16 protein-coding genes are annotated in these 19895 nt (G+C 59.6%); 9 read left to right on the top strand and 7 right to left on the bottom strand.

Annotation, left to right across the window (positions count from 1 at the left end):
- Window positions 1–38: 38 nt before the first annotated feature.
- From QVN30_RS05950 to QVN30_RS05930, 5 genes are all read left to right on the top strand, one after another.
- A complete protein-coding gene (locus tag QVN30_RS05950) occupies window positions 39–593 on the top strand; it encodes a Jag family protein (RefSeq protein WP_087201010.1) in 555 nt (184 codons plus the stop codon).
- 115 nt (window positions 594–708) lie between these two features.
- Window positions 709–1479 (top strand): 16S rRNA (guanine(527)-N(7))-methyltransferase RsmG, encoded by a 771-nt coding sequence (gene rsmG / locus QVN30_RS05945; RefSeq protein ID WP_289835782.1) that lies wholly within the window; start codon window positions 709–711, stop codon window positions 1477–1479.
- 1287 nt (window positions 1480–2766) lie between these two features.
- On the top strand, window positions 2767–3567 hold the full coding sequence (locus QVN30_RS05940) for a ParA family protein (protein ID WP_066831096.1): 801 nt from the start codon (window positions 2767–2769) through the stop codon (window positions 3565–3567).
- 40 nt (window positions 3568–3607) lie between these two features.
- On the top strand, window positions 3608–4453 hold the full coding sequence (locus QVN30_RS05935) for a ParB/RepB/Spo0J family partition protein (protein ID WP_204586643.1): 846 nt from the start codon (window positions 3608–3610) through the stop codon (window positions 4451–4453).
- On the top strand, window positions 4443–4697 hold the full coding sequence (locus QVN30_RS05930; RefSeq protein WP_066830717.1) for a hypothetical protein: 255 nt from the start codon (window positions 4443–4445) through the stop codon (window positions 4695–4697). The genes QVN30_RS05935 and QVN30_RS05930 overlap by 11 nt, the downstream gene beginning before the upstream one ends.
- A 94-nt stretch (window positions 4698–4791) precedes the next feature.
- Here the strand turns inward: QVN30_RS05930 and rlmN are convergent, their stop codons facing one another.
- Entirely contained in the window at window positions 4792–5835 is a 1044-nt protein-coding gene (gene rlmN, locus QVN30_RS05925) for a dual-specificity RNA methyltransferase RlmN (protein ID WP_289835781.1), read from the bottom strand.
- A gap of 136 nt (window positions 5836–5971) precedes the next feature.
- Between rlmN and QVN30_RS05920 the strand changes: the two genes are divergently transcribed.
- Both QVN30_RS05920 and QVN30_RS05915 read left to right on the top strand, forming a co-directional pair.
- Window positions 5972–6934: a D-alanine--D-alanine ligase family protein gene (locus QVN30_RS05920; RefSeq protein ID WP_289835780.1), complete on the top strand. Its 963-nt coding sequence runs from the start codon at window positions 5972–5974 to the stop codon at window positions 6932–6934.
- Between the two features lie 39 nt (window positions 6935–6973).
- Window positions 6974–9844 (top strand): helicase C-terminal domain-containing protein, encoded by a 2871-nt coding sequence (locus QVN30_RS05915; RefSeq protein ID WP_289835779.1) that lies wholly within the window; start codon window positions 6974–6976, stop codon window positions 9842–9844.
- Between the two features lie 63 nt (window positions 9845–9907).
- Here the strand turns inward: QVN30_RS05915 and QVN30_RS05910 are convergent, their stop codons facing one another.
- Both QVN30_RS05910 and QVN30_RS05905 read right to left on the bottom strand, forming a co-directional pair.
- Complete coding sequence (locus QVN30_RS05910; protein ID WP_289835778.1) at window positions 9908–10828, bottom strand: helix-turn-helix transcriptional regulator; 921 nt, start codon at window positions 10826–10828, stop codon at window positions 9908–9910.
- Window positions 10821–11876 (bottom strand): helix-turn-helix transcriptional regulator, encoded by a 1056-nt coding sequence (locus tag QVN30_RS05905; protein ID WP_289835777.1) that lies wholly within the window; start codon window positions 11874–11876, stop codon window positions 10821–10823. Before QVN30_RS05905 ends, QVN30_RS05910 begins: the two co-directional genes overlap by 8 nt.
- Before the next feature lie 283 nt (window positions 11877–12159).
- Here QVN30_RS05905 and QVN30_RS05900 point away from each other — a divergent pair, with 283 nt between their 5' ends.
- Window positions 12160–16116: a M28 family peptidase gene (locus QVN30_RS05900; protein ID WP_289835776.1), complete on the top strand. Its 3957-nt coding sequence runs from the start codon at window positions 12160–12162 to the stop codon at window positions 16114–16116.
- Between the two features lie 45 nt (window positions 16117–16161).
- Here the strand turns inward: QVN30_RS05900 and QVN30_RS05895 are convergent, their stop codons facing one another.
- The gene (locus QVN30_RS05895; RefSeq protein WP_289835775.1) at window positions 16162–16404 is read right to left on the bottom strand and encodes a glutaredoxin family protein; all 243 of its coding nucleotides are present in this window, start codon (window positions 16402–16404) and stop codon (window positions 16162–16164) included.
- A gap of 144 nt (window positions 16405–16548) precedes the next feature.
- On the opposite strand from QVN30_RS05895, the gene QVN30_RS05890 reads away from it, so the two are divergent.
- Window positions 16549–16704: a hypothetical protein gene (locus QVN30_RS05890; protein ID WP_187119115.1), complete on the top strand. Its 156-nt coding sequence runs from the start codon at window positions 16549–16551 to the stop codon at window positions 16702–16704.
- Here QVN30_RS05890 and QVN30_RS05885 read toward each other — a convergent pair.
- The 3 genes from QVN30_RS05885 to QVN30_RS05875 form a co-directional block, all read right to left on the bottom strand.
- A complete protein-coding gene (locus tag QVN30_RS05885) occupies window positions 16701–17471 on the bottom strand; it encodes a class B sortase (protein WP_289835774.1) in 771 nt (256 codons plus the stop codon). The two genes, QVN30_RS05890 and QVN30_RS05885, sit on opposite strands and share 4 nt — an antisense overlap.
- Window positions 17472–18953 carry an InlB B-repeat-containing protein gene (locus QVN30_RS05880; RefSeq protein ID WP_289835773.1) on the bottom strand — a complete coding sequence of 494 codons (1482 nt, stop codon included), beginning with the start codon at window positions 18951–18953 and terminating at the stop codon, window positions 17472–17474.
- Between the two features lie 303 nt (window positions 18954–19256).
- Window positions 19257–19853, bottom strand: a complete 597-nt coding sequence (locus QVN30_RS05875; protein WP_289835772.1) for a hypothetical protein — start codon at window positions 19851–19853, stop codon at window positions 19257–19259.
- Window positions 19854–19895 lie beyond the last annotated feature (42 nt).

The following is a 19895-nucleotide window of genomic DNA, read 5'->3' as shown; positions in this document are numbered from 1 at the left end:
ATTGAGTTAATTTAGGTACCTAACTAATGGAGTATGCCATGTCTGAAGAGCTTGAAGAGGTGACCGAGGGCGCGGTCGAGGAGTACGCCGAGATTGCCGCCCATTACAAGGCCGGTGAGGGGCTTTCTGATGAGGAGCTCGACACCGTTGCCGACGTTGCGGTTTCCGTGCTCCGTGACATCCTGTTCTACTTTGATGCTCAGGATTCTCCCATCGACGAGTATGATGGCGACGAGGGAGAGCTGATTCTCGATGTGACCGCCCCCGATCTTGCCGTGTTGATCGGCCGCCATGGCCGCACGCTCGAGTCGCTGCAGACGCTGTTCTCCCTGCTGGTGAGTCGGAAGCTCGGGTTCCGTTATCCGGTCGCCGTCGATGTCGAAGGATATAAGAGCCGTCGCCATGACAAGGTGATCTCCATGGCTCGCTCCGCGGCCGCTCGTGCGGTTCGACAGCACTCCACGGTGTCGCTTCCGCCTATGAGCGCTTATGAGCGCCGCTTGGTTCACATCGCCCTGCGTGACAACAATCGTGTTGATACGCACTCTGAGGGCGCGGATCCCGAGCGTCGCGTTGTCATCACGGTGCTCTAGGATTCCTTGATTCCGCTATGCTAGGGGCGTGCCTTCGGGCGCGCCCTTTCTTTTTGCCATAAGTTCTCGATTCACGTATTCCTGTCATCTCTCTGCCATATGAAGGGATTGCATCATGGCTTCCTCGGACCGTCCGATCATCCTTACGCCTCTAGAGACTTCGGAGTCGGATATCAATCGCCTGGCAAATGGTCTGATCGACCTCGCTTCGTCGTGTCATGTTGAGCTGACGCTCGACCAGGCGCGTCTGTGTGTCGAGCATCTGCTCTATGTCGAGCAGATAAACCAGTACATCAACCTTACGCGCATTACGGATATCAACGAGGCTCTTGTTCTCCATATACTCGATTCGCTATCGCTGGTTCCCCTGATCGACGCAACGGTCACGCGTTTTCTTGATATGGGTACGGGTGCAGGATTTCCCGGAGTGCCGCTTCATGTTGCAACCGGTTTGCCTGGCGTGCTTCTCGATTCTGTTGGAAAGAAGATCAAGGCAGTGAATGCCTGTCTGAAGCAGCTGGGGATAGATCGCATCACCGGTGTACACGACCGACTCGAATCGTATGCCGCTGAGAATAAGAAGGCGTTCGATCTCGTTGTTGCGAGGGCTGTGGCTCCGCTTCCTATTCTGATCGAGTATGCGTCACCCTTCCTCAAACACAATGGACAGCTCTTGATCTCAAAGGGCAATCCTGATCCTGAAGAGCTTGCTCAGGGGCGCAGCGCTGCAAAGCTCTGTGGGATGGAGTTGCAGGCCCATGAGTCTTTCGACCTGCCCGATGGCTTTGGTCATCGCGAGCTGTATTCGTTCGTTCAGGTTTCCAAGCCGACGATAAAGCTACCCCGTTCGGTAGGGGAGGCGAGGAAGCGCCCTCTCGGTCAATAAGCTTGATGCTAGGCCCCGATGTTCCACGTGAAACATCGGGGCCTTTTCATGGTGCTGCCAGCGCGCTCCATCTCACTTATTGGGGTGGCGCGCGTTACGTGAAGTCAGACGGGACAATACCATCGGCTCCTTTATATATAGAGAGACGTAGGTGGCCAGATCACGCCGCAAGTCTGAATCATAGGATCTGCATTGCAGCTGTACCGACTCAACAGTTCATCGAGAAGTTTATCGATATCCACATTAGCGTACGCATACCTGTCGAAGTAGAGTGAGTAACCGTTGCGTAAGCAGCTCAATTCACGCAGCAATGTGCACTGGGTTCTCAACTAAGAATAATTCTGACCAAGTGCAGGGATACGGTGTCTCGATCCTTCTATGTTGCAATATTGATCATGCAGAGACGTTTGTGTGCAACGAGGATACTTGTATCAGCTCATAAGTGTCTGATTCTACTGAGTAGCGGGGATCACACGATTAAGGCTAATGGTGCAGAGTTCTGATTCGATATGCGTTATATCTCGGCGGCACACATCTGAAGTTCCCTAATTATAAACAGGCTGCAAAGGTATTAGTTATCAGACCTAGATAGCAGCTTGCGAAACTGGAATGTAAGGCGATCACAGTCTATTTCATGCAACACGTTGCATTGGATGCGATAGCGCATTCTGTTGGGACAGTGAATGACTTAAAACATTGAGACAGTCTGGCGAAATCAAATACACGGCGAGTCAACTCAGTTTGATCGTATACGTGGCCTTGATTACTGCAACCTATGCAATGGCAGAACAGTGATAGCTCGATTACTCTTATTTCAGAGGTTGGGCGGGAGGTTGTGCGACCTGCTGATTGTTCGTTCAATTACGGCTCAATCTCTCAAGAGCGACATAACCACGCGCTGTCGCTTTTCGTCTACAACGGACCAATTCCCAGTTCCTACAACCTTATGATGTCGAATATCCAGCAGAAACGCGTCCTACACCATTGCAGAATTCGTATATCGAGACTGGCGTGCGGATGTCTGGGCGCCAAGGAATGATTCTGGCCCCCTTTTATGAGCCATTCGTCAACCTAGTGCAATAGATGTTAGTCCGTCTTCCCCAATCGATTCTCTTGAAAGGATGTATAGAGGGCAGGGGAGGGCATTGAACCTTGCAAGTTGGTTTCACGTGAAACATAATGAACGAGTGATTCAGCGTGTTTCACGTGAAACCCTTGATGGGGATACGTTTCACGTGAAACATAGTGTTCACCTGGAAATGACTGTCTGTGGTGCAGGAGGGTGACGTGGGCTTTAGAGATGTCGAGCGTTCAAAAACGGAGATGAATACGAGGGTTATTGCCATCATCAACCAAAAAGGTGGTGTAGGTAAGTCGACCACCGCGGTGAATTTGGCTGCGGCCCTCAGTGAAGAGGGATATAAAGTCCTTGTCGTTGATTTCGACCCCCAGGGCAATACGACAAGCGGATTCGGTATCGAGAAGGAACAGCTGGAGAGCTGTGTGTACGACGCGTTGCTCCATGACGTTCCCGCAGAGCAGATTATCCAGGGTACGGATTGCGAGAAGGTGTTTGTCGTACCTGCGACCATCCAGCTTGCGGGTGCGGAGATCGAGCTCGTTTCCACAATGGCCCGTGAGTCACGTCTCAAGGATCTTCTTGAGCCGATTATCGATGAATTCGATTTCATCTTTATCGATTGCCCGCCCTCGCTCGGCCTGTTGACCATCAACGCGTTGACGGCGGCGGATAGCGTGCTCATACCGATCCAGTGCGAGTACTATGCCCTTGAGGGCGTTACAAAGCTGTTAGAGTCGATGCGCATGGTCAAGGGGCGCATCAATAAGAAGCTTGAGACGTTTGGCGTGCTTCTCACCATGTATGATTCGAGAACATCACTCTCGAATCAGGTTGTGGATGAAGTCAAGGGGTACTTCGGGGATAAGGCCTTCGAGACGTGCATCCCTCGTTCGGTCAAGGTCTCTGAGGCTCCCTCGTTCGGCATGCCGGTGGTAACCTATGCGCCCACCAATAAAGGTGCGCAGGCATATCGGGAACTTGCACGGGAGGTGATCGCACGTGCCTAGTCCAAAGAAGAAGGCACTTGGCCGCGGGTTAGGTTCATTGATCCAAGAAGCGCAGACCGAGGCGGCTGCATCAAATAACGACGCTACCAATATGGTGTCAATAAGCGAGATTCACCCGAATCCCAATCAGCCCCGCACTCACTTCAATGAAACTGAGCTTGAAGAGCTCAGCGAATCCATTCGTGCCCACGGCGTGCTTCAACCGCTTCTTGTTCGCAAGGATGATAATGGCTACGAGATCATCGCAGGAGAGCGCCGCTATCAAGCTTCTAAGATAGCGGGTCTTGAGGAGGTCCCTGTGGTCATCAAAGATGTGGATGACCAGGAGATGCTCCAACTCGCCCTCATAGAGAACTTGCAGCGCTCTGATCTCAATCCGATTGAAGAGGCCAAGGGATACCGTCAGCTCATCAAAGCGAGCGGTATGACCCAGGAGGCTCTTTCCAAAGCGGTCTCAAAGTCGCGCTCGACTATCACCAATTCGCTGCGTTTGCTGGATCTGCCCCAGCGTGTCCAGGATCTATTATTTGAGGGCAAGCTGACCGCCGGCCATGCTCGTGCGATTCTTGCGGTTCCGTTTGAAGAGCAGCGCATCAAGCTGGCGGAGAAGGTTGTTGCTGAAGGCCTTTCCGTTCGAGCGACAGAAAACCTTGCACCGTTGTTTTCTGTCGGTGAAACGCCAAAGCCCCCTCGTCCTGTCACACCTCAATCGTTCAAGAAGGCAGCACGTGTGCTTCGTCAGGTCTTTAATACCAATGTGAAAGTGAAGGCCACGCGAGGAAAGAATAAGATCGAGATTGAGTTCAAGGACGAAGAAGAGCTCGCTCAAATCTTGCAGCATGTGATGAATGATGCGACAAGTAGGGAGCTGGACGATGAAGAGTAGGATTATTTCCGCGATCATAGCCGGGGCCGCCGTCGCAGCAGGCGCCTTTGTCGGGTATAAGCTTGCAACAGATAGCGAGCTGCGCGGAAGGCTCACGCGAGGTGCAAAGGATGTATATCAAACATCCAAAAAGAAAGTTGGCGACATGACGGAAGATGTCGCTGTGAGAACCGCGCAAATGACCAAGAACCCCAAGATCAACCAAGACTGGGTTAAAAACCAGTGGGAAAGCATTGGTTATTAAGTAAAATAGAAAACATATAATAGAAAAGGCGCCGGATAACAATGCTGTTATCCGGCGCCTTAGGTTTCATGTGAAACAATCGATCAGTAGTTCCCTAGGATTGAATCAGGCGCTGCTTGAGCTGGCCGCAGGCGGCATCGATGTCATTGCCGCGCGAGTTGCGGATAGTTGCCTCGACACCATGCATCTGCAGGCGCTTCTGAAGCGTTTCGACCTTCTTCATGGGGGAGGGCTTGAGGAGCGACCCCGGGGTGTCGTTGAGCTGAATGAGGTTGACGTGGCAAAGTGTGCCGCGGCAGAAATCGATCAGGGCTTCCATCTCGGGATTGGTGTCGTTGATGCCGTCGATCATGGCGAACTCGTAGGTCGGGCGGCGTCCGGTCTTCTCGACATACGCTTGAATCGCCTCGTGCAGGCGGGGGAGCGTGTACTTCTTGACGCCGGGCATCAGCTTGTTGCGGGTGCTTTGAACAGCGGAATGGAGCGAGATGGCGAGCGTGAACTGCTCGGGGAGCTCCGAGAACCGTTTGATACCGGGAATGACGCCGCAGGTGGAAACGGTCAGATGGCGGGCGCCGATGGCGTAGCCATCCGGATCGTTGAGCATGCGGAGCGCTTTGACGGTCGCGTCGAAGTTCGCGAACGGCTCGCCCTGCCCCATGAAGACGACGCTGGTGACGCGCTCATCAAAATCCATGGCGACGTGACGGACTTGATCGACGATCTCCTGTGCGCTGAGTGAGCGTGTAAGGCCGTTGAAGCCCGTCGCGCAAAACGCGCAGCCCATGCCGCAGCCCGCCTGAGTCGAGACGCAGACAGCGAGCTTGTTTTTGCTGGGCATGCCGACGGTCTCGACCGACGTGCCGTCGCTGAACTCAAGGAGGTACTTGCGGGACCCGTCACGCGAAACCTGCTTGACGAGCTCCTCGGGAAGGCGGAAGGAGAAGTGCTCAGAGAGCTGTTCACGCAGCTTCTTGGGGATATTGGTCATCTCCTCAAACGAAGAGACGTGCTTGGTGAAGACCCATTCGCAGATTTGCTTTGCTCGAAACGCGGGCTGGCCGAGTTCCTGGACGAGCTCGGCGATTTCGTCGGCCGTCAGAGAGCGGATGTCGCGCATGCGATTTGAACGTTCCATACAGGACCTTTCAAGGAATCATGGGTAACAACTTACCTATACAATAAGGTAATTGCGCGGGTTCGTATTGAATGAACGACCCGCATTGGACAAACAACATCATGACGGGCCTGCCCGCGATAAAGGAGTGCAAACCATGGGAAGCGATCAACGAAGCGCTATGCGCATCGCCGTACTGGCGGGTGGAATGTCATCGGAGCGCGAGATCTCGTTCTCCTCGGGAAAGAATGCGGCCGCAGCCCTTCGTGAGGCGGGCTTTGGCACCGTTGATCTGCTTGATCCCGCCGACAAGGGTTTTCTGGATGATATCCGCGCGGGTGGCTACGACGCTGCGTTCATCGCCCTGCATGGCGCTGGCGGCGAGGACGGCATGATTCAGCACCTGATGGAGTACCTGGACATGCCGTACACCGGTTCAGATGCGCTTGCCAGCGCGTGCGGTGTCGACAAGGACCTTTCCAAGGCCCTCTATGAGCGCGCGGGTATTCCGGTGGCGGACGGTGTCGCCATCCGCCGCGGCGAGAAGATCGACCCGGATGCGATCGTCGCATCGCTCGGACACGACCTGTTTGTCAAGCCTGCGATCAACGGATCGAGCTATGGCGTGACCAAGGTATCCGATGCGCAGGAGCTGCCTAAGGCGATTGAGCGGGCATTTGAATACAGCAGCAAGGTCCTTGTCGAATCATGCTTGACGGGTACGGAGATCACCGTCGGTGTTTTTGGCGATGACGACTCCCTGCGCGCGCTGCCGATCGTGGAGATCTGCTGTCCCGACGAGGTCGATTTCTACGATCTCTCCGTGAAGTACGTGGTCTCGGACAGCATTCACCGCATTCCCGCCCGTCTCCCCGAGGACGTGTACGCGCAGGCGCAAGAGCTCGCCTGCCGCGCGCATCGCGCGCTGGGGTGCTTCGGGTTCTCCCGCACCGACTTCATCGTAACGAAGGACGGTCCGGTGATTCTTGAGACGAACACGATCCCGGGCATGACGGAAACCTCGCTGTTCCCTGACGAGGTGCGCCATGAGGGTCGTGCGTTCTCCGACGTGTGCGCCGAGCTGGTCGACATGGCGATCGCTCGCCATGGGTGCAAGTAGGGACATCGGATGCCGGATTTGACCATACGGAACGCGGTGATGGCGGGAACCCCCGAGTTCATCGTGCAGAATTACGAAACGCTGGCCGAGCGCGCACAGACGCGTTCGTTCGGCTTGATCGAGGAGGACGTGATCGTCCTCGATGCCGAGACCACGGGTCTTTCGGTCCAGGACAACCGGCTTATCGAGATCGCCGCGGCCCGTCTGAGGGGCCGGGAAATCGTCGACAGGTTCGACACCTTCGTGCATCCGGGCGTTCCGATTCCCGACGAGATCGTCCGTTTGACGGGCATTACGGATGCCGATGTCGCTCACGCGCCGTCTCCTGAGGAGGCGGTCGCCCTGCTCGAGGATTTTGTCGGCGGTTGCCCCGTTATCGCGCATAACGCCGCGTTCGACCGCTCGTTCATCGAGGCGGTCAAGGGAGGCGTTCGCGTCAGCGACGTGTGGATCGATTCTCTTGCCCTGTCGCGCATCGCGCTTCCGCGCCTGTCTTCGCACAAGCTGTCGAATTTGGCCGAATTGTTCGGGTGCAGCGCCGTCTCGCACCGGGCGATCGATGACGTCGAGGCGCTGTGCGGCGTCTGGCGCATCCTGCTGGTGGCGCTGAGCGACCTGCCGCGCGGACTGATGCGCCGCCTGGCGGATATGCACCCCGACGTTCCGTGGAGCTATCGCCCCATCTTCTCGTTCTTGGCGGGGGAGGATCCCGATGCGATCTTCTCGCTCGCCGCCGCCCGCACCGAGGTTCTTCGCGCGCAGGCTCCCGAGGAGCGTATCGACGCCGACAACCTGCCGTTTCTCTCGATGCCGACCTCCGAGGAGATTCGCGCGCACTATGCGCCGGGCGGCCTGGTCAACCGGATGTATCCCGAGTACGAGCCCCGCACCGAGCAGGTGCAGATGGCGTGCGAGGTGCGCGATGCCCTCGCGACCGGCACGCATCGCGTGATCGAGGCGGGAACGGGCGTCGGCAAATCCATCGCCTACCTCGTGCCGCTCGCCGAGGCGGCTCGGCGCAACCGCGTGACGGTAGGCGTCGCCACCAAATCGAACAACCTGGCCGACCAGCTCATCTATCATGAGCTGCCGCGCCTGGCGCGCGAGATCGAGGGAGGTCTGACGTTCTGCGCGCTCAAGGGGTACGATCACTACCCCTGCCTGCGCAAGCTCGAGCGCCTGAGCCGCTCCGATGCGGAGATCAAGACGACGCGTGACCCTGCTGACACGCTGACGGCCGTTGCGGTCATCTACGCATACGTCTGCCAGTCGCCGACAGGGGATCTCGATGGCCTTGGGATCCGATGGCGCAGCGTCAACCGCGCGGACCTGACGACCCCTTCACGCGAGTGCGCCCGCAGGCTCTGCCCGTTTTTCCCCGACAAATGCCTTGTGCACGGCGCTCGTCGGCGTGCGGCGCGCGTGGATGTCGTCGTGACCAACCACTCGCTGCTGTTCCGCAACGTTGCGGCGGACGGCAAGATATTGCCCCCGATCAGGCATTGGGTCGTCGATGAGGCGCATTCCATCGAGCGTGAGGCGCGCCGCCAATGGGCGGTGACCGTGTCGGCGGATGAGTCTCGTTCCATATTCGAGCGACTGGGCGGCGAGCGCTCGGGCGCCTTGGGGCAGTTGATTCGCAATCTCGCCGGGTCAGACGCCATGACGCTGTATATGGGACTGTCGGCCAAGGCGGTGGCGACGGTGCAGCGCGCCTCGCTTGCCATGGCCGAGGTGTTCGACGGGGTCCGCGACCTCGCGCGCCGCGGAAGGTCGGACGGGTATGACGCCGCGAACATCTGGATCGGTCCGGATATGCGCGAAAGCGACGGTTGGCAGCACTTCCTGCCAATCGCCTTGACAGCCGTCGATGCGCTCGAAGAGGCCCAGCGCAACGTGTCGTCGCTGGTGGAGACCGTTGCCGAGGACAAGCCCGACCTCGTGGTCGATGTGGCCGACGGGGCGCGCCGGTTGAAGGAGATGCTCGACGGCCTTGACCTCATCGTAAAGGGTGAAAACGACCGCTACGTCTATTCGCTTCAGGTGAATCGTCGCCTGCGTGCCGGGGGCGAGTCGCTGACCGCGGAGCTGCTCGATGTCGGCGAGATGCTAGCTGAGCGTTGGCTTCCCGAGGTGCACACGGCGATCTTCACGTCTGCTACGATCTCCATTGCAGGAGCTTTCAACCACTTTGAGCGCGCGGTCGGTCTCGATCGTCTCCCGCAGGGTTCCTCGCGGGCGCTGCATCTCGATTCGAGTTACGACTTCGATGAGAACATGACGGTAGTGGTGGCGGGTGACGTACCGGACCCGCGCAACCGCGATGCGTATCTGGGGACGCTCGAGCAGCTGCTCGTCGATGTCCATATCGCGATGGGTGGGTCGGCGCTCACGCTGTTCACCAACCGTCGCGACATGGAGGATCTCTATGCTCGCGTCGAGCCCAAGCTGGCCGCCGTCGGCCTCGAGCTCGCCTGCCAGCAGCGCAGTGCTTCGGCACGTCAGCTGCGCGATCACTTCATTTCCGAGAAGTCCTCGTCGTTGTTTGCGCTTAAAGCCTTTTGGGAGGGCTTCGATGCATCCGGGGACACGCTGCGCTGCGTGGTGATCCCGAAGCTGCCGTTCTCGAGCCCGACCGACCCGCTTGCGTGCGAGCGCGGCCTGCGCGAGGAGCGGGCATGGGCGCAGTATGCGCTGCCCGAGGCGGTTCTCGAGGTCAAGCAGGCTGCCGGCCGCCTGATTCGCTCGTCATCCGATGTCGGCGTGCTGGTGCTCGCCGATTCTCGCCTGGTGACCAAGGGTTATGGCAAGAAGTTCCTCAGCTCGTTGCCGACCTCGGGGTATCAGCGCATCGAGAGCAACCAGGTCGGGCGCTATCTTGAGCTGTGGAGGCGCGCTCACGAGCGCTAGAAGATATGACCGATACCTGAACGGTCGCAATGGGTTGGAACGAACCCGTCCCCAAATGACCCATTATGCTATGAGCAGGCTGCGGGCGTAGGCGACGAACCGGTCGCGTACGCCCTGCGGCTCGACGATGGTGCATGCGCCTCCCGCTGCGAGGATCTGGTCGAACAGCCATGGTTCGGAGGAATAGAAGACGGTGCACAAAGAAGTGCCCTTTCCATCCGAGACGACCTCCCCGATGCCAGCCCAATCGAGCTGCGCGAGGTAGCCGTCTTCCATCTTCAGGCGCGCTCGGTTGCCCGTGGTCCGTAAGCTCTCAGCTGTTGAACGGTGGACAGCGTCATGTGGAGAAACCGAGTCGTCGGTAAACTCAAAACGGTCAATACGGTCAAGACGATAGCGCCGCTCTGCGTCTTTATTGATGTCCCAGGCAATCAGATATACCGCATCGGCTTCTTCTTGCAGGGCAATCGGGTCGATCAGACGCTCGGTCGGGCTCTCTTGTGTGAGCGAACGATAGGCCATCGTGCAGCGAACGCCATCCTCGAGTGCCTCGCCGATCCGTGTGAACCATTGGCCGTAGCGCGACGGCTCTGCAAGTCCTTCGGTCGAGGGGGTCTCATCGAGTGGCATGAGGGAGCGCTGGACGCGTTCGCGCGTCGCCTCGTCGATATTCAGTACATCGAGCACGTGCGAGAGCACCATGCCCTCTTCGACGCTCAGCCTGAGCGGCATGATGAGGGCGGAATCCCCAACAAGGTGAATCGTGTTTCCCTCGAGGGAGAGGGCCGCTCGGGCGCCGCTCGATCGGTCGGAGAGCGCGCCGAGCGTGCTGACGATCGAAGGGATATCCTGCGCGGGGACGCCGAGTGCGCGTGCGGCATCGTTGATGTCGAGGGTTTGTTGGGGCGCGGCCGTGAGCGCCTCGAGCAGGCGGATGCCCAGGGCGATCATGCGCTCGGTGGTGATATTCGGTGTGTTAGCCATGCGATTCGACCGCCTTGTCAATCATCGTGTTCCATGCGTCGACCAGCTGCTTTGGACTCTGCGGGCGCATGCCCATCTGCGCGCGCGCCAGGGCGAACTGCGCCGCAGCGCGCATGTCGCTGACCTTGACCGTCCAAATCCATGCGCCCGTATCCGGCCGCCGCTCGAGCGCACTGCGCCCTTTGGTGAGCGACTCGATCTCCGCCTGTCCGATACCGTCGGGAAACCTGAAGCTCACGGCTGTGGTCATGCCGCCTGCCATATCGAATGGCATAAACAGGTAGTCGTGGATGTTGAACCAGCGCGGAATGGTGTAGTTGCCCGACGGACGCCACACACGCGTGATGCGGTCGCCGCGAAACGTTCGAACGCCCCCGCTCTGCTCGTCGAGCCCGACGTAGTAGCTGTGACCGTGCTGGGTGAAGATGCCCCAGATCGCCATGGTCCTCGATGTGTCGCGCCCGCGCGCGTCGCGATAGGCAAATCGAACCTTGCGCTTCAAGGTGTATGCGCTCCAAAGCGCATCGGCGATGCGGTCGCTTGGTGCGGTTCCGATCGCCGCGTGCGCATCTGCATCACGGCTGTCTGCGCCATCCGAATCACTCTGCTTGAGGGGATGGGTCAGTGCGTGGAGGCGGTGCCTGATGCTGATCAGGGCCCTACGGTAGGGAATCTCCTTGCGCGCGAGGCATTCGTCAACGGCTCTCAGCAGGGTGTCCGCATCCTTCTGCGTGATAATGCCGAGCGTGGCGTACGTGTTGGCGCGGTCGATGGTCCAGAGGCTCTCCTCGGTCTGCTTCGCGCCGGCGGGCCTCACCTCCACGATCGAGACACCGTGTTCGGCGAGCTTCTCGCGGTCGCGCTTGAACTTCTTGAGATCCGATGCGCGATTCGCCGAACCGTATCCAAGATCCGAGTCCTGGAGAATCTGCTCGGTGGATAGGGGGGTGGCGGACGCGTTGAGGATGAACAGAAGGTTGAGGACACGCAGCGCGGTCTCGTTGAGGTCTTCTTGCTGGAGCGATTCGGTGAAGCTGTCGATGTCCATCGTGCGCGCGCCCTTCTGCTGCAGATACGGTGATCGGAAAGGATGCGAGACGTCGCCTTGCGACTGCCATATGCAGGTGGAAAGAAACCGGCCGCATACGGCGCTTCCTTTGGCCAACCATTTTAGTCGATATGGAGATAGCCGGGTAAACGCACCCCTTTTGTCGGTAAGAGGGATGTAAAGCTGCAGGTAGTTTAAGTTCAGGGTATACTTTCGACTACATACGGATGATGTTGCATTATGCGCATCGTCTGCATATAAGGACAATCGATGTGGAGCCCACATGGCGAATACCCAAAAATATCTGAACCACCTGCTTCAGAACATCGGCATCACCCCCGCATGCAGCGAGGAGGAGCGCCTTGCTGCCGAGGAGATCTCGCGCATCTTCTCGCGGCACGGCTTCGAGCCGGAGGTCCAAGAGTTCACCTCCACCTCGTCACCCAAACTCGTGCGGGCCATTCTCTGCCTGCTGCTGTTCATCTCCACGGTCCTCATGGGGGTCGGGGGCTTTTTGGGCGTGCTCGGCACGTTGGTGACGATCCTGTGCGCGGCGCTGTACCTGCTCGAGCGCTTCGGCCGCATCACGTTCCCCCAGCTTGGTTCTGGCGGCCTGTCCCAAAACGTCATCGCCTACCACAAGGCTGCCGGCCCGCTCGCCTCGCCGCGCAACCGCCCCGTGGTCGTGGTCGCCCACTATGATTCCCCGCGCGCAGACTTCCTGGCGCAGCCGCCCTTCTCCGCATACCGCCCGCTGCTGGTCAAGCTGCTTCCGTTCGCGGTCCTGGTTCCCGCCATCGTCGTGGTGCTGCGCCTGTTCCCGCTCCCCGATGCGGCCAAGATCGTGCTGTGGGTGCTCGCCATCCTCGTGGCGTTGATTCCGCTGCTCAACGCCGTCGCCATCCTGTGTAACCGCTACGTGCTGCCGTATACGTCCGGCTCCGTGTGCAACAAGTCTTCCCTTGCCGCCCTGCTGGGCATCATGGACTCGGTGTCGCCCTATCGCGGCTCGCGCGAGTTCCCCGACGACGTGCCGTTCAGCGAGTACATGGCCGAGCAGCAGCGTATGTACGCCGAGCTCATGCCCGAGGGCGTGGAGCATCCGATGCCCGAGGTCGCCGACGAGGAAGAGCGCAACGCCCCCGCCTTCGAAGAGGATGCCGCGTACGCCGCCGATGAGCTCGCTCCCGCAGCGGATGCTCCCGTTGCGGCCGACGAGCAGAGCGAGGTGGCCGCTTTCGCAGGAGAGACCGTTCAGATGCCCGCGCTCGATGTCGAAGAGCCTGTCGAGGATGCCGGAACGACGACGGTCTTTGAGGTCATCGATGGCGAGCCCGCTGTCCAGAGCGAGCCGGCTATCCAGGAGGAGCCCGTCTCCGAGGCGCCCGCTCCCGTCGAGGAGGAGGCCGAAGAGGAGGAGGCCGAAGAGGAGGAGGCCGACGAGCTTCCCGTCAACTCCGCTGGCTGCTTGCGCTACGGCGTCGACGTCATCCGTTCGCTCGGCATGGTGGCCGAGTCCTGTGCAATCGAATACGAGCAGGGTGCGCTTCCCATGCCGAAGCCCAAGGCGGTTCTGAACTTCCGTCGCGCTCCGGAGCCCGCTCCGCAGCAGGTCGAACAGCTGCCCGCCGAGAAACCGGAGCCCGAGACGAGGACCGTCGATCAGGTCCCTCATATCGTTCCCGAGGTCGAGCCCGCGCCGGTGGAGCAGCCCTCCGACCGCATCGATGCGTCGGCGACCGTCTCCATGCCCCAGCAGCCCGCATCCGATGAGCCCCAGTATGCTCAATACGACGAGCCGATGGACGTGCCGGTCGTCAACGAGGTCTCTGAGCCCGCCCCCGCCGAGCCCGAGGCATATCCGGTCATGGATGATCCCTTCGCGTACAACGGATATACCGGTGAAGAAGACGAGGCGGTCGAGGAGACACAGGCCTACGCCTTTGCGGCCGAGTATGAGGAGATGCCCGAGGAGGGCTTCGAGGACGCAGGGGAAGACGAGGACGATTTCGAGGAGATCGACCCCGAGTTCCTCGACGAGTACCAGATCGATGAGCTCGACGAGCCAGTTATGGCTTCCTATGAGGTGGAGGACGAGAACGGCGGCTTCGTGCTTGCGGCCGATGAGGACGAATATGCCGACGGCGGTTACAAGCAGGATGCCTTTGATGAGGAGGCTGACAGCGAGGCCGAATACGATGAGGACGAGGCGGCCGAGTACGGGCAGCTCGACGTTGCCGAAGAGGCCGAAGAGGATTCGGATGATGTCGAGGACGAGGCCGCATTCGATGAGGGCGACGCTCTGGAGTATGAGGAAGCCGAAGAGGTAGCAGAAGACGACGCGATCGAATACGTCGAGTCCGAGGAGTCCGTCGAAGAGGATATCGAGACCGACGAGCTTCCTTACGATGAATCGATCGAGATCGAGGACTCCCAGGAGATCGATTCTGATGACGAGGCGCTTGAAGACACCGGCGCCACGACGGTCTTCGAGGCCCAGCCCCTTGCTGACACCATGATCATCGACGACGCCGTGTCCGAGGGTACGGACGATGTCGAGTCCGCCACCCTTGACGCGGACGATGCCGAGGACGATATCGTCTCCGAGGACGATGAGCCGATCGCTGCGGAGGGTGAGCCCGAGGACGCCGAGGAGGGCGCTTTCGACGCCTTCGTGTCCGACGACCCCGATGAGATCACGGACTTCAGCGACTTCGACTTCGAAGGTGACCTTGGCGTCATGGAGGCCATCTACGAGGAGGTCGACGAAGACGAGCCCGAGCAGGACGTTATCGAGAGCGTGACCGATGCGCAGGAGGATGAGTCTACCGACGATTCCGACGCATTCGAAGCGGAGGCTCAGCCCGTCAATCTCGACGAGACGATCTCCTTCGATATGGGTGCAGTCGAGCCTCTTGATCAGACCGCCGCGTTCAATCCCGATGCCGTCGATCCGCTCGACCAGACCGCCGCGTATGATCCCGACACCAAGGCACCGGCCGATGACTTAAGCTCCGACAGCCTCGCGCTCTTCCAGAGCGTGCTGGAGAAGACGGCTGAGGATTCAGATGACGTGATGTTCGATATGCCCGAGATCGCCGACGTCGATTCCGCGGCAGCGGTCGATCCCGTGACGGAGGCGGAGGATCAGCCGCATCCCGCCGAGCGCGAGCTCAAGGTTCCCGATGTGACGCCTGTCGCGGAGGCGGAAGAGCCGGAAAAGCCCCTTACGGGTGCGACACAGCTGTTCGACATGTCTTCTGCCGCCCCCGCCGCTCCTCAGGCAGCCCCTGCCAAGCCTACCGAGACGGTGGACTCTCTGATGGCGGAGATCGAGCATCATCCTGCCCGTCGTCAGCGCTCCATCAACGTCCCGGATATCGCGAACCCCGCTCCTTCTGCCCCTGCCGCACCGACTCGCCGCACCACGACGAATCGATCTGCGCTGCTGGATCTCCCCGATCCCTCCGCGGGCGGTTCCGATCCGTTCGCCGCGGTCGGGGCGACGGGCACCAGCCGGTCCGCCATGGGTTCGACGGCCCAGTTCACCGTAGTGAGCTCCAACGACCGCCCCGCCTCTTCCGCCCCCGCGTCCGGAACGTTCGACACCATCTCGGCGCCGGCACCGGATGCGCATAAGAAGAAGCGTCGTGGCTTGTTTGGTCGTAAGAAGCGCCGTGAGGAGAACCTGAACGACTGGCTCGATAACGACGACGGCTGGAAGGGCGGTGCCACGGGCAACGAGCTGCTGACCGAGGGCGATCTGCGCGAAGCGGTCGCCTCGCTCGGCGACGACGAGCTGCTCGGCCACGACATCTGGTTCGTCGCGACCGGTGCATCCGAGCACGGCAACGCCGGAATCCGCGAGTTCCTCGAGTCCCATCGCGACAAGCTGCGCGGCGTGTTCCTGATCAACCTCGAGTGCATCGGTGCCGGCAGGCTCGCGATGCTCTCGACGGAGGGCGAGCGCCGCGTGCTCAAGGGCGACAAGCGCATCATGCGCCTGGTCTCGCGCGTCTCCGCCGATTTCCATCATGAGATCGGCGCGGTCGATATGCCCTATGTCGACACCGACGCGCACGCCGCGATGGAGCGCAGCCTGCGCTCGCTGACCATCGCCGGTGTTGACGGCGCGAGCTTCGCTTGCTCGCACAGCCAGGAGGACATCCCGCTTAACATCGACACCTCCAACATCGCGCTGGCAGCGGATGTCGTCACCGAGGTCATTCGCCGCTCCTAGTCCGATATGAAAGAAAGGGCCCGTATCCGGGCCCTTTCTTTTGGCTTAAGCAAGGTGTTCAGCGAGGTAGTCGACGATATCCGATGACTCGTACAGCGGCTTACCGTCGATAAACAGGCAGGGCACCTGTCGCTTCCCGCCGACGCGCACGAGTGTTTCCGCCGCTTGGGGGTCGGCGGTGATGTCGCGTATCGGCATCTCGATATCGTGCTTTGACAGGAAGTTGAGTACCTTGTGGCAGTACGGGCAAGACGGCATGATGTAAAGCTCGTACGTTTCGCTGGTCATATGGGTGTCCTTTCTGGTGCATGGGTACATGTCACCTCGTATACCCGATAATCGACGCAGAATCGTGTCGAGGAGGAACTCCCGGCCGCGGCTGCGTAAAATGCTGCTAGCATACAAAGGACCGATACATCTTGAGGAGGTCACGTGTTCTCGTTTATCAAACGCCATTGGATTGCCTACCTCATCGGTGCCGTGGTGGCGTTGGCCCTCGGTTTCGGCTTGGCCTATGCGGTCGGTGTCGTCGGCTCCACACCCGAGGCCGTCCATACCGAGGAAGTGCTCCAGGAGTCCGGCAACTAATCTCTTCCCTCGACGTCGGTGAAGACGACGAGCGTGCGCCACGTCTGCCCAGGCTGCTCGCTTGAACAGGTGACCAGCGTCAGCACGCGAGTCGCATCCGTCATCTGTTTGGCCCACATGCGAGCCTTGGCCTGGGCGTCTTTCGAAAGAGAGCCGATCCATATCTGCAGGTCAACTTGGTCTGTAAATGAAAAGCGTTGGATGGTGTCGTATGAGGACTCAACGTTGAGGGCCATGCACGGATAGAACGTCTCCGTTTCCCCGTCGGGAGTGCTCCACGTGGCGGATCCTATCGCCTCGAAGATATCTTCCTGATACGCTGCAGCAATGCTGCTGAACATCGCGTCCGAGTTGTGCACATGATGGCCGTACACGAGCAGATGGTGCTTATCGGTGCCGCTTCGGTTGTCGATATAGGGGCATCCAAGCGGATTCCAATACCCTTGGACGTCGTGATCGAGATACCAGTCCCGAGGCGTCTCGGCTTCCGGCAAAACGACGGGATACGAGATCGACGTGTTCTCGACTGTGAGCCAGCCGGCGACTTCGGGGTTGATCGACAGCACGTCGGCCAGCGTCGTGGCCGAACCGCCCTCAGCGGTGTTTCCGCTCGATGCCGGGGTCGCCAGAGCGCTGCGCTCCAAAGCGTCGTACACCATATCTGAGGACTGCTCCTGCGCACAGGAGATCGCGAGCGACATGGTGCTTACGAGGCAGATCGCGCCGGCGATGCCTCGCAACGCGCGCCGCGCGATATCCAGATCCATCTACGACGCCTCCTCAAACGTAAACGTAACGCGGCAGACGGTCGTCGGTTCCTTCACGGCCCGACCGATAAGATCTGCGTTTTCCCGAGGATCGAGATCTCCTATGTGCCACGTGAAACATTGCGAGGACCCCTCAGCGATGTCAAGACGCCCAACCATCTTTCCGGTTCGGTAGATGCAGCCCGAATCGTCGGCGATCTCAACGGATACGTCATCGGCGAGGTACTCGGTTGCCATGTCCGATGCCATGACGGGCACCACCGATCGGTTTTCTATACGGTAGCCCGTTGGCTCGACCACGCTTCCGTCGGGCATGATCGTGCATGCGACGAGCGTGGGGACTCTCACGGAGATGATCGGCTCGTAGACGGGGTGGATGGAAAGGTCCTTCGTCACGCTGATGAACGAGGTGTCCCAACCGGAGGCCGTATATCCGTCAAGAGGGGGAATGCCGGGATCCGTCGCCGCCGATCCATGATCGACGGATTGTCTCGACAGCTCGCGTCCGTCGCGATTGTAGAACACCACGTCGTGCACGCGAATATAACGCGCGGTGATCGTCGTGTCGGCATCGATGTCGTCAAAGTTGGAGCTCCAGCGGTCGAAGCGATACCCCTCATGCTTCGGGATGGAGGGAACCTCCGCATCGTCGCCGTCATCGACGGTTTGGCGGTCGATGATCGATCCGTTGATGCCGTCGACGACCGTGACGCGCCAGGTCTTTACGAATCGAGCCTCGATGGTGTGATTGCTGTCAATCGAGGTGAAACGGTAATCGGGTCGGGCTCCGACCGATAGATCGTCCACGATAACGTTGGAAATGCGATATCCCGCATCCGCCTCGATGCGATATAGCTTCGATGTTCCCTCATAAGCAAGAGAAGGGCCGTCCGGCTTGATGGATCCGCCGGTGGCGGCTGTTGCGGTGATGACAAAGGGGACGTTGACCTCGAAATCCCAGCCGGCCGAAGTCTCCGTCCCCTCCCTGAACTTCTCTTCGATGCTGGTGATGTGATGCACCCCGCCGCCGGAGACGCTGAATCGAGCTTCTTGGAATATGGATTCACCGGGACCTGCCTGCTCGTAGTCGGGTCCGATATAGGCAACCTCTTCACCGTCGCAGTAGATCGTCTTGGTGGTGGTCCAGTACGCGAAGTTCGAGTCGACGCTGGTGAGCGTGGTCCGCACGATAACGTTGACGGTTCCATCGTCATTGGGTTCGCTTTCGATAAAGTAGTCGTTGACCTGCGTGATGCGTCCAGACGTGGAGCCGCCAAAATAAATCCAAACCCCGGTCTGATCCTGCTCGTCCGCTGTCCTCATACGTGATGTCGCGCGGAGGGGAAGCTCGACCACCGTGTCGCCCATGCGCTCGGCAAGGATCGTCAGATCGGATGCGAGGGCGCCACGCGGCGCCATGGCTGCTGCCGCAAGCAGTGCGAGACAGACAATACACGCGAGTTGTCGCAAACGATCGATCATGACCAATCCTCCTTTGATGACGACGGCTAACGAAGATGGGGTCGCGGGCGCAAGAGGGCGACTGCCGTTGCCGATCCCAAAGCGATTGCCGCGATAAGGCCTGATGAGTTCGAGACGCCCGTTTGCGGGAGGCCCTCCGGCTCCTCGGTGTCGGGTTCAGGCTGCTCGGCGGCAATCACGGTGACGTCGGTTGAGCCTCCAGCCGAAGAGGATGTGTCGGCGGTCGCGGCTCGGGACTGCAAAGGGCTTGCGAAGGCAAGCGCCCCGGCAAGGCCGAGTGCGGCAAGTGCCGGGGCGCTGCGCTTACGAAACATGCTGGCCAGGGGCAACAGTCCAGCTGATCGTGGCTATCTTGGCGCCGTCACCGGAAAGGTCGACGGTCGCGTGGGAGATGTTTCCATATGTCTCAAGTTGGATGGAGTCCGATTCCCCTCCTGCATAGTCCATGTCCCAGTTTTCGTTATCTGATAGGTCAATGCCACCTTCCTGAGAAGCGTTGAACGCATCGCGCACGTTCAATGACGGCCCCACCTGGAAGTCCACCGAGTTGTCCTGTCCGGCCGATTCGGCATCTGCGACCAAAACCCAGGGAGCCTCCTCCTCGACCGACATGTTGGTGACATGGATGCCAAAGACCGAGAGGTTCTTGATCAGCGTCTCGCTGGCCGTCGGTCCCACAAGCTCGCCGTCGCCCGCCGCGGCAAACGGAATGATGGTCGGGATGGAAAACTTGATGTTCTCGTTGGACGTTTGAACCGTTACATCGGTGGTTCCGTTGGTTCCGGTGACGACCTTGTCCTGCGCCAAGGCGATCGTGGGCGAGGCGAGCATGCAGGCGACGCCGACTGAGCAAGCCAGGGTCCCAAGGCGGTTCCGGGTACGTGTGGTTCGTGCACTCATGGTCGATCCTTTCTATTCGCGTGGCATATCCCTCATGCCACT

It is taken from the genome of Collinsella ihumii, from assembly GCF_030385545.1.
Lineage (GTDB): Bacteria > Actinomycetota > Coriobacteriia > Coriobacteriales > Coriobacteriaceae > Collinsella > Collinsella ihumii.
Note: the sequence above shows the minus strand (reverse complement) of the source record. Positions and strands in the feature narration are given on the sequence as shown.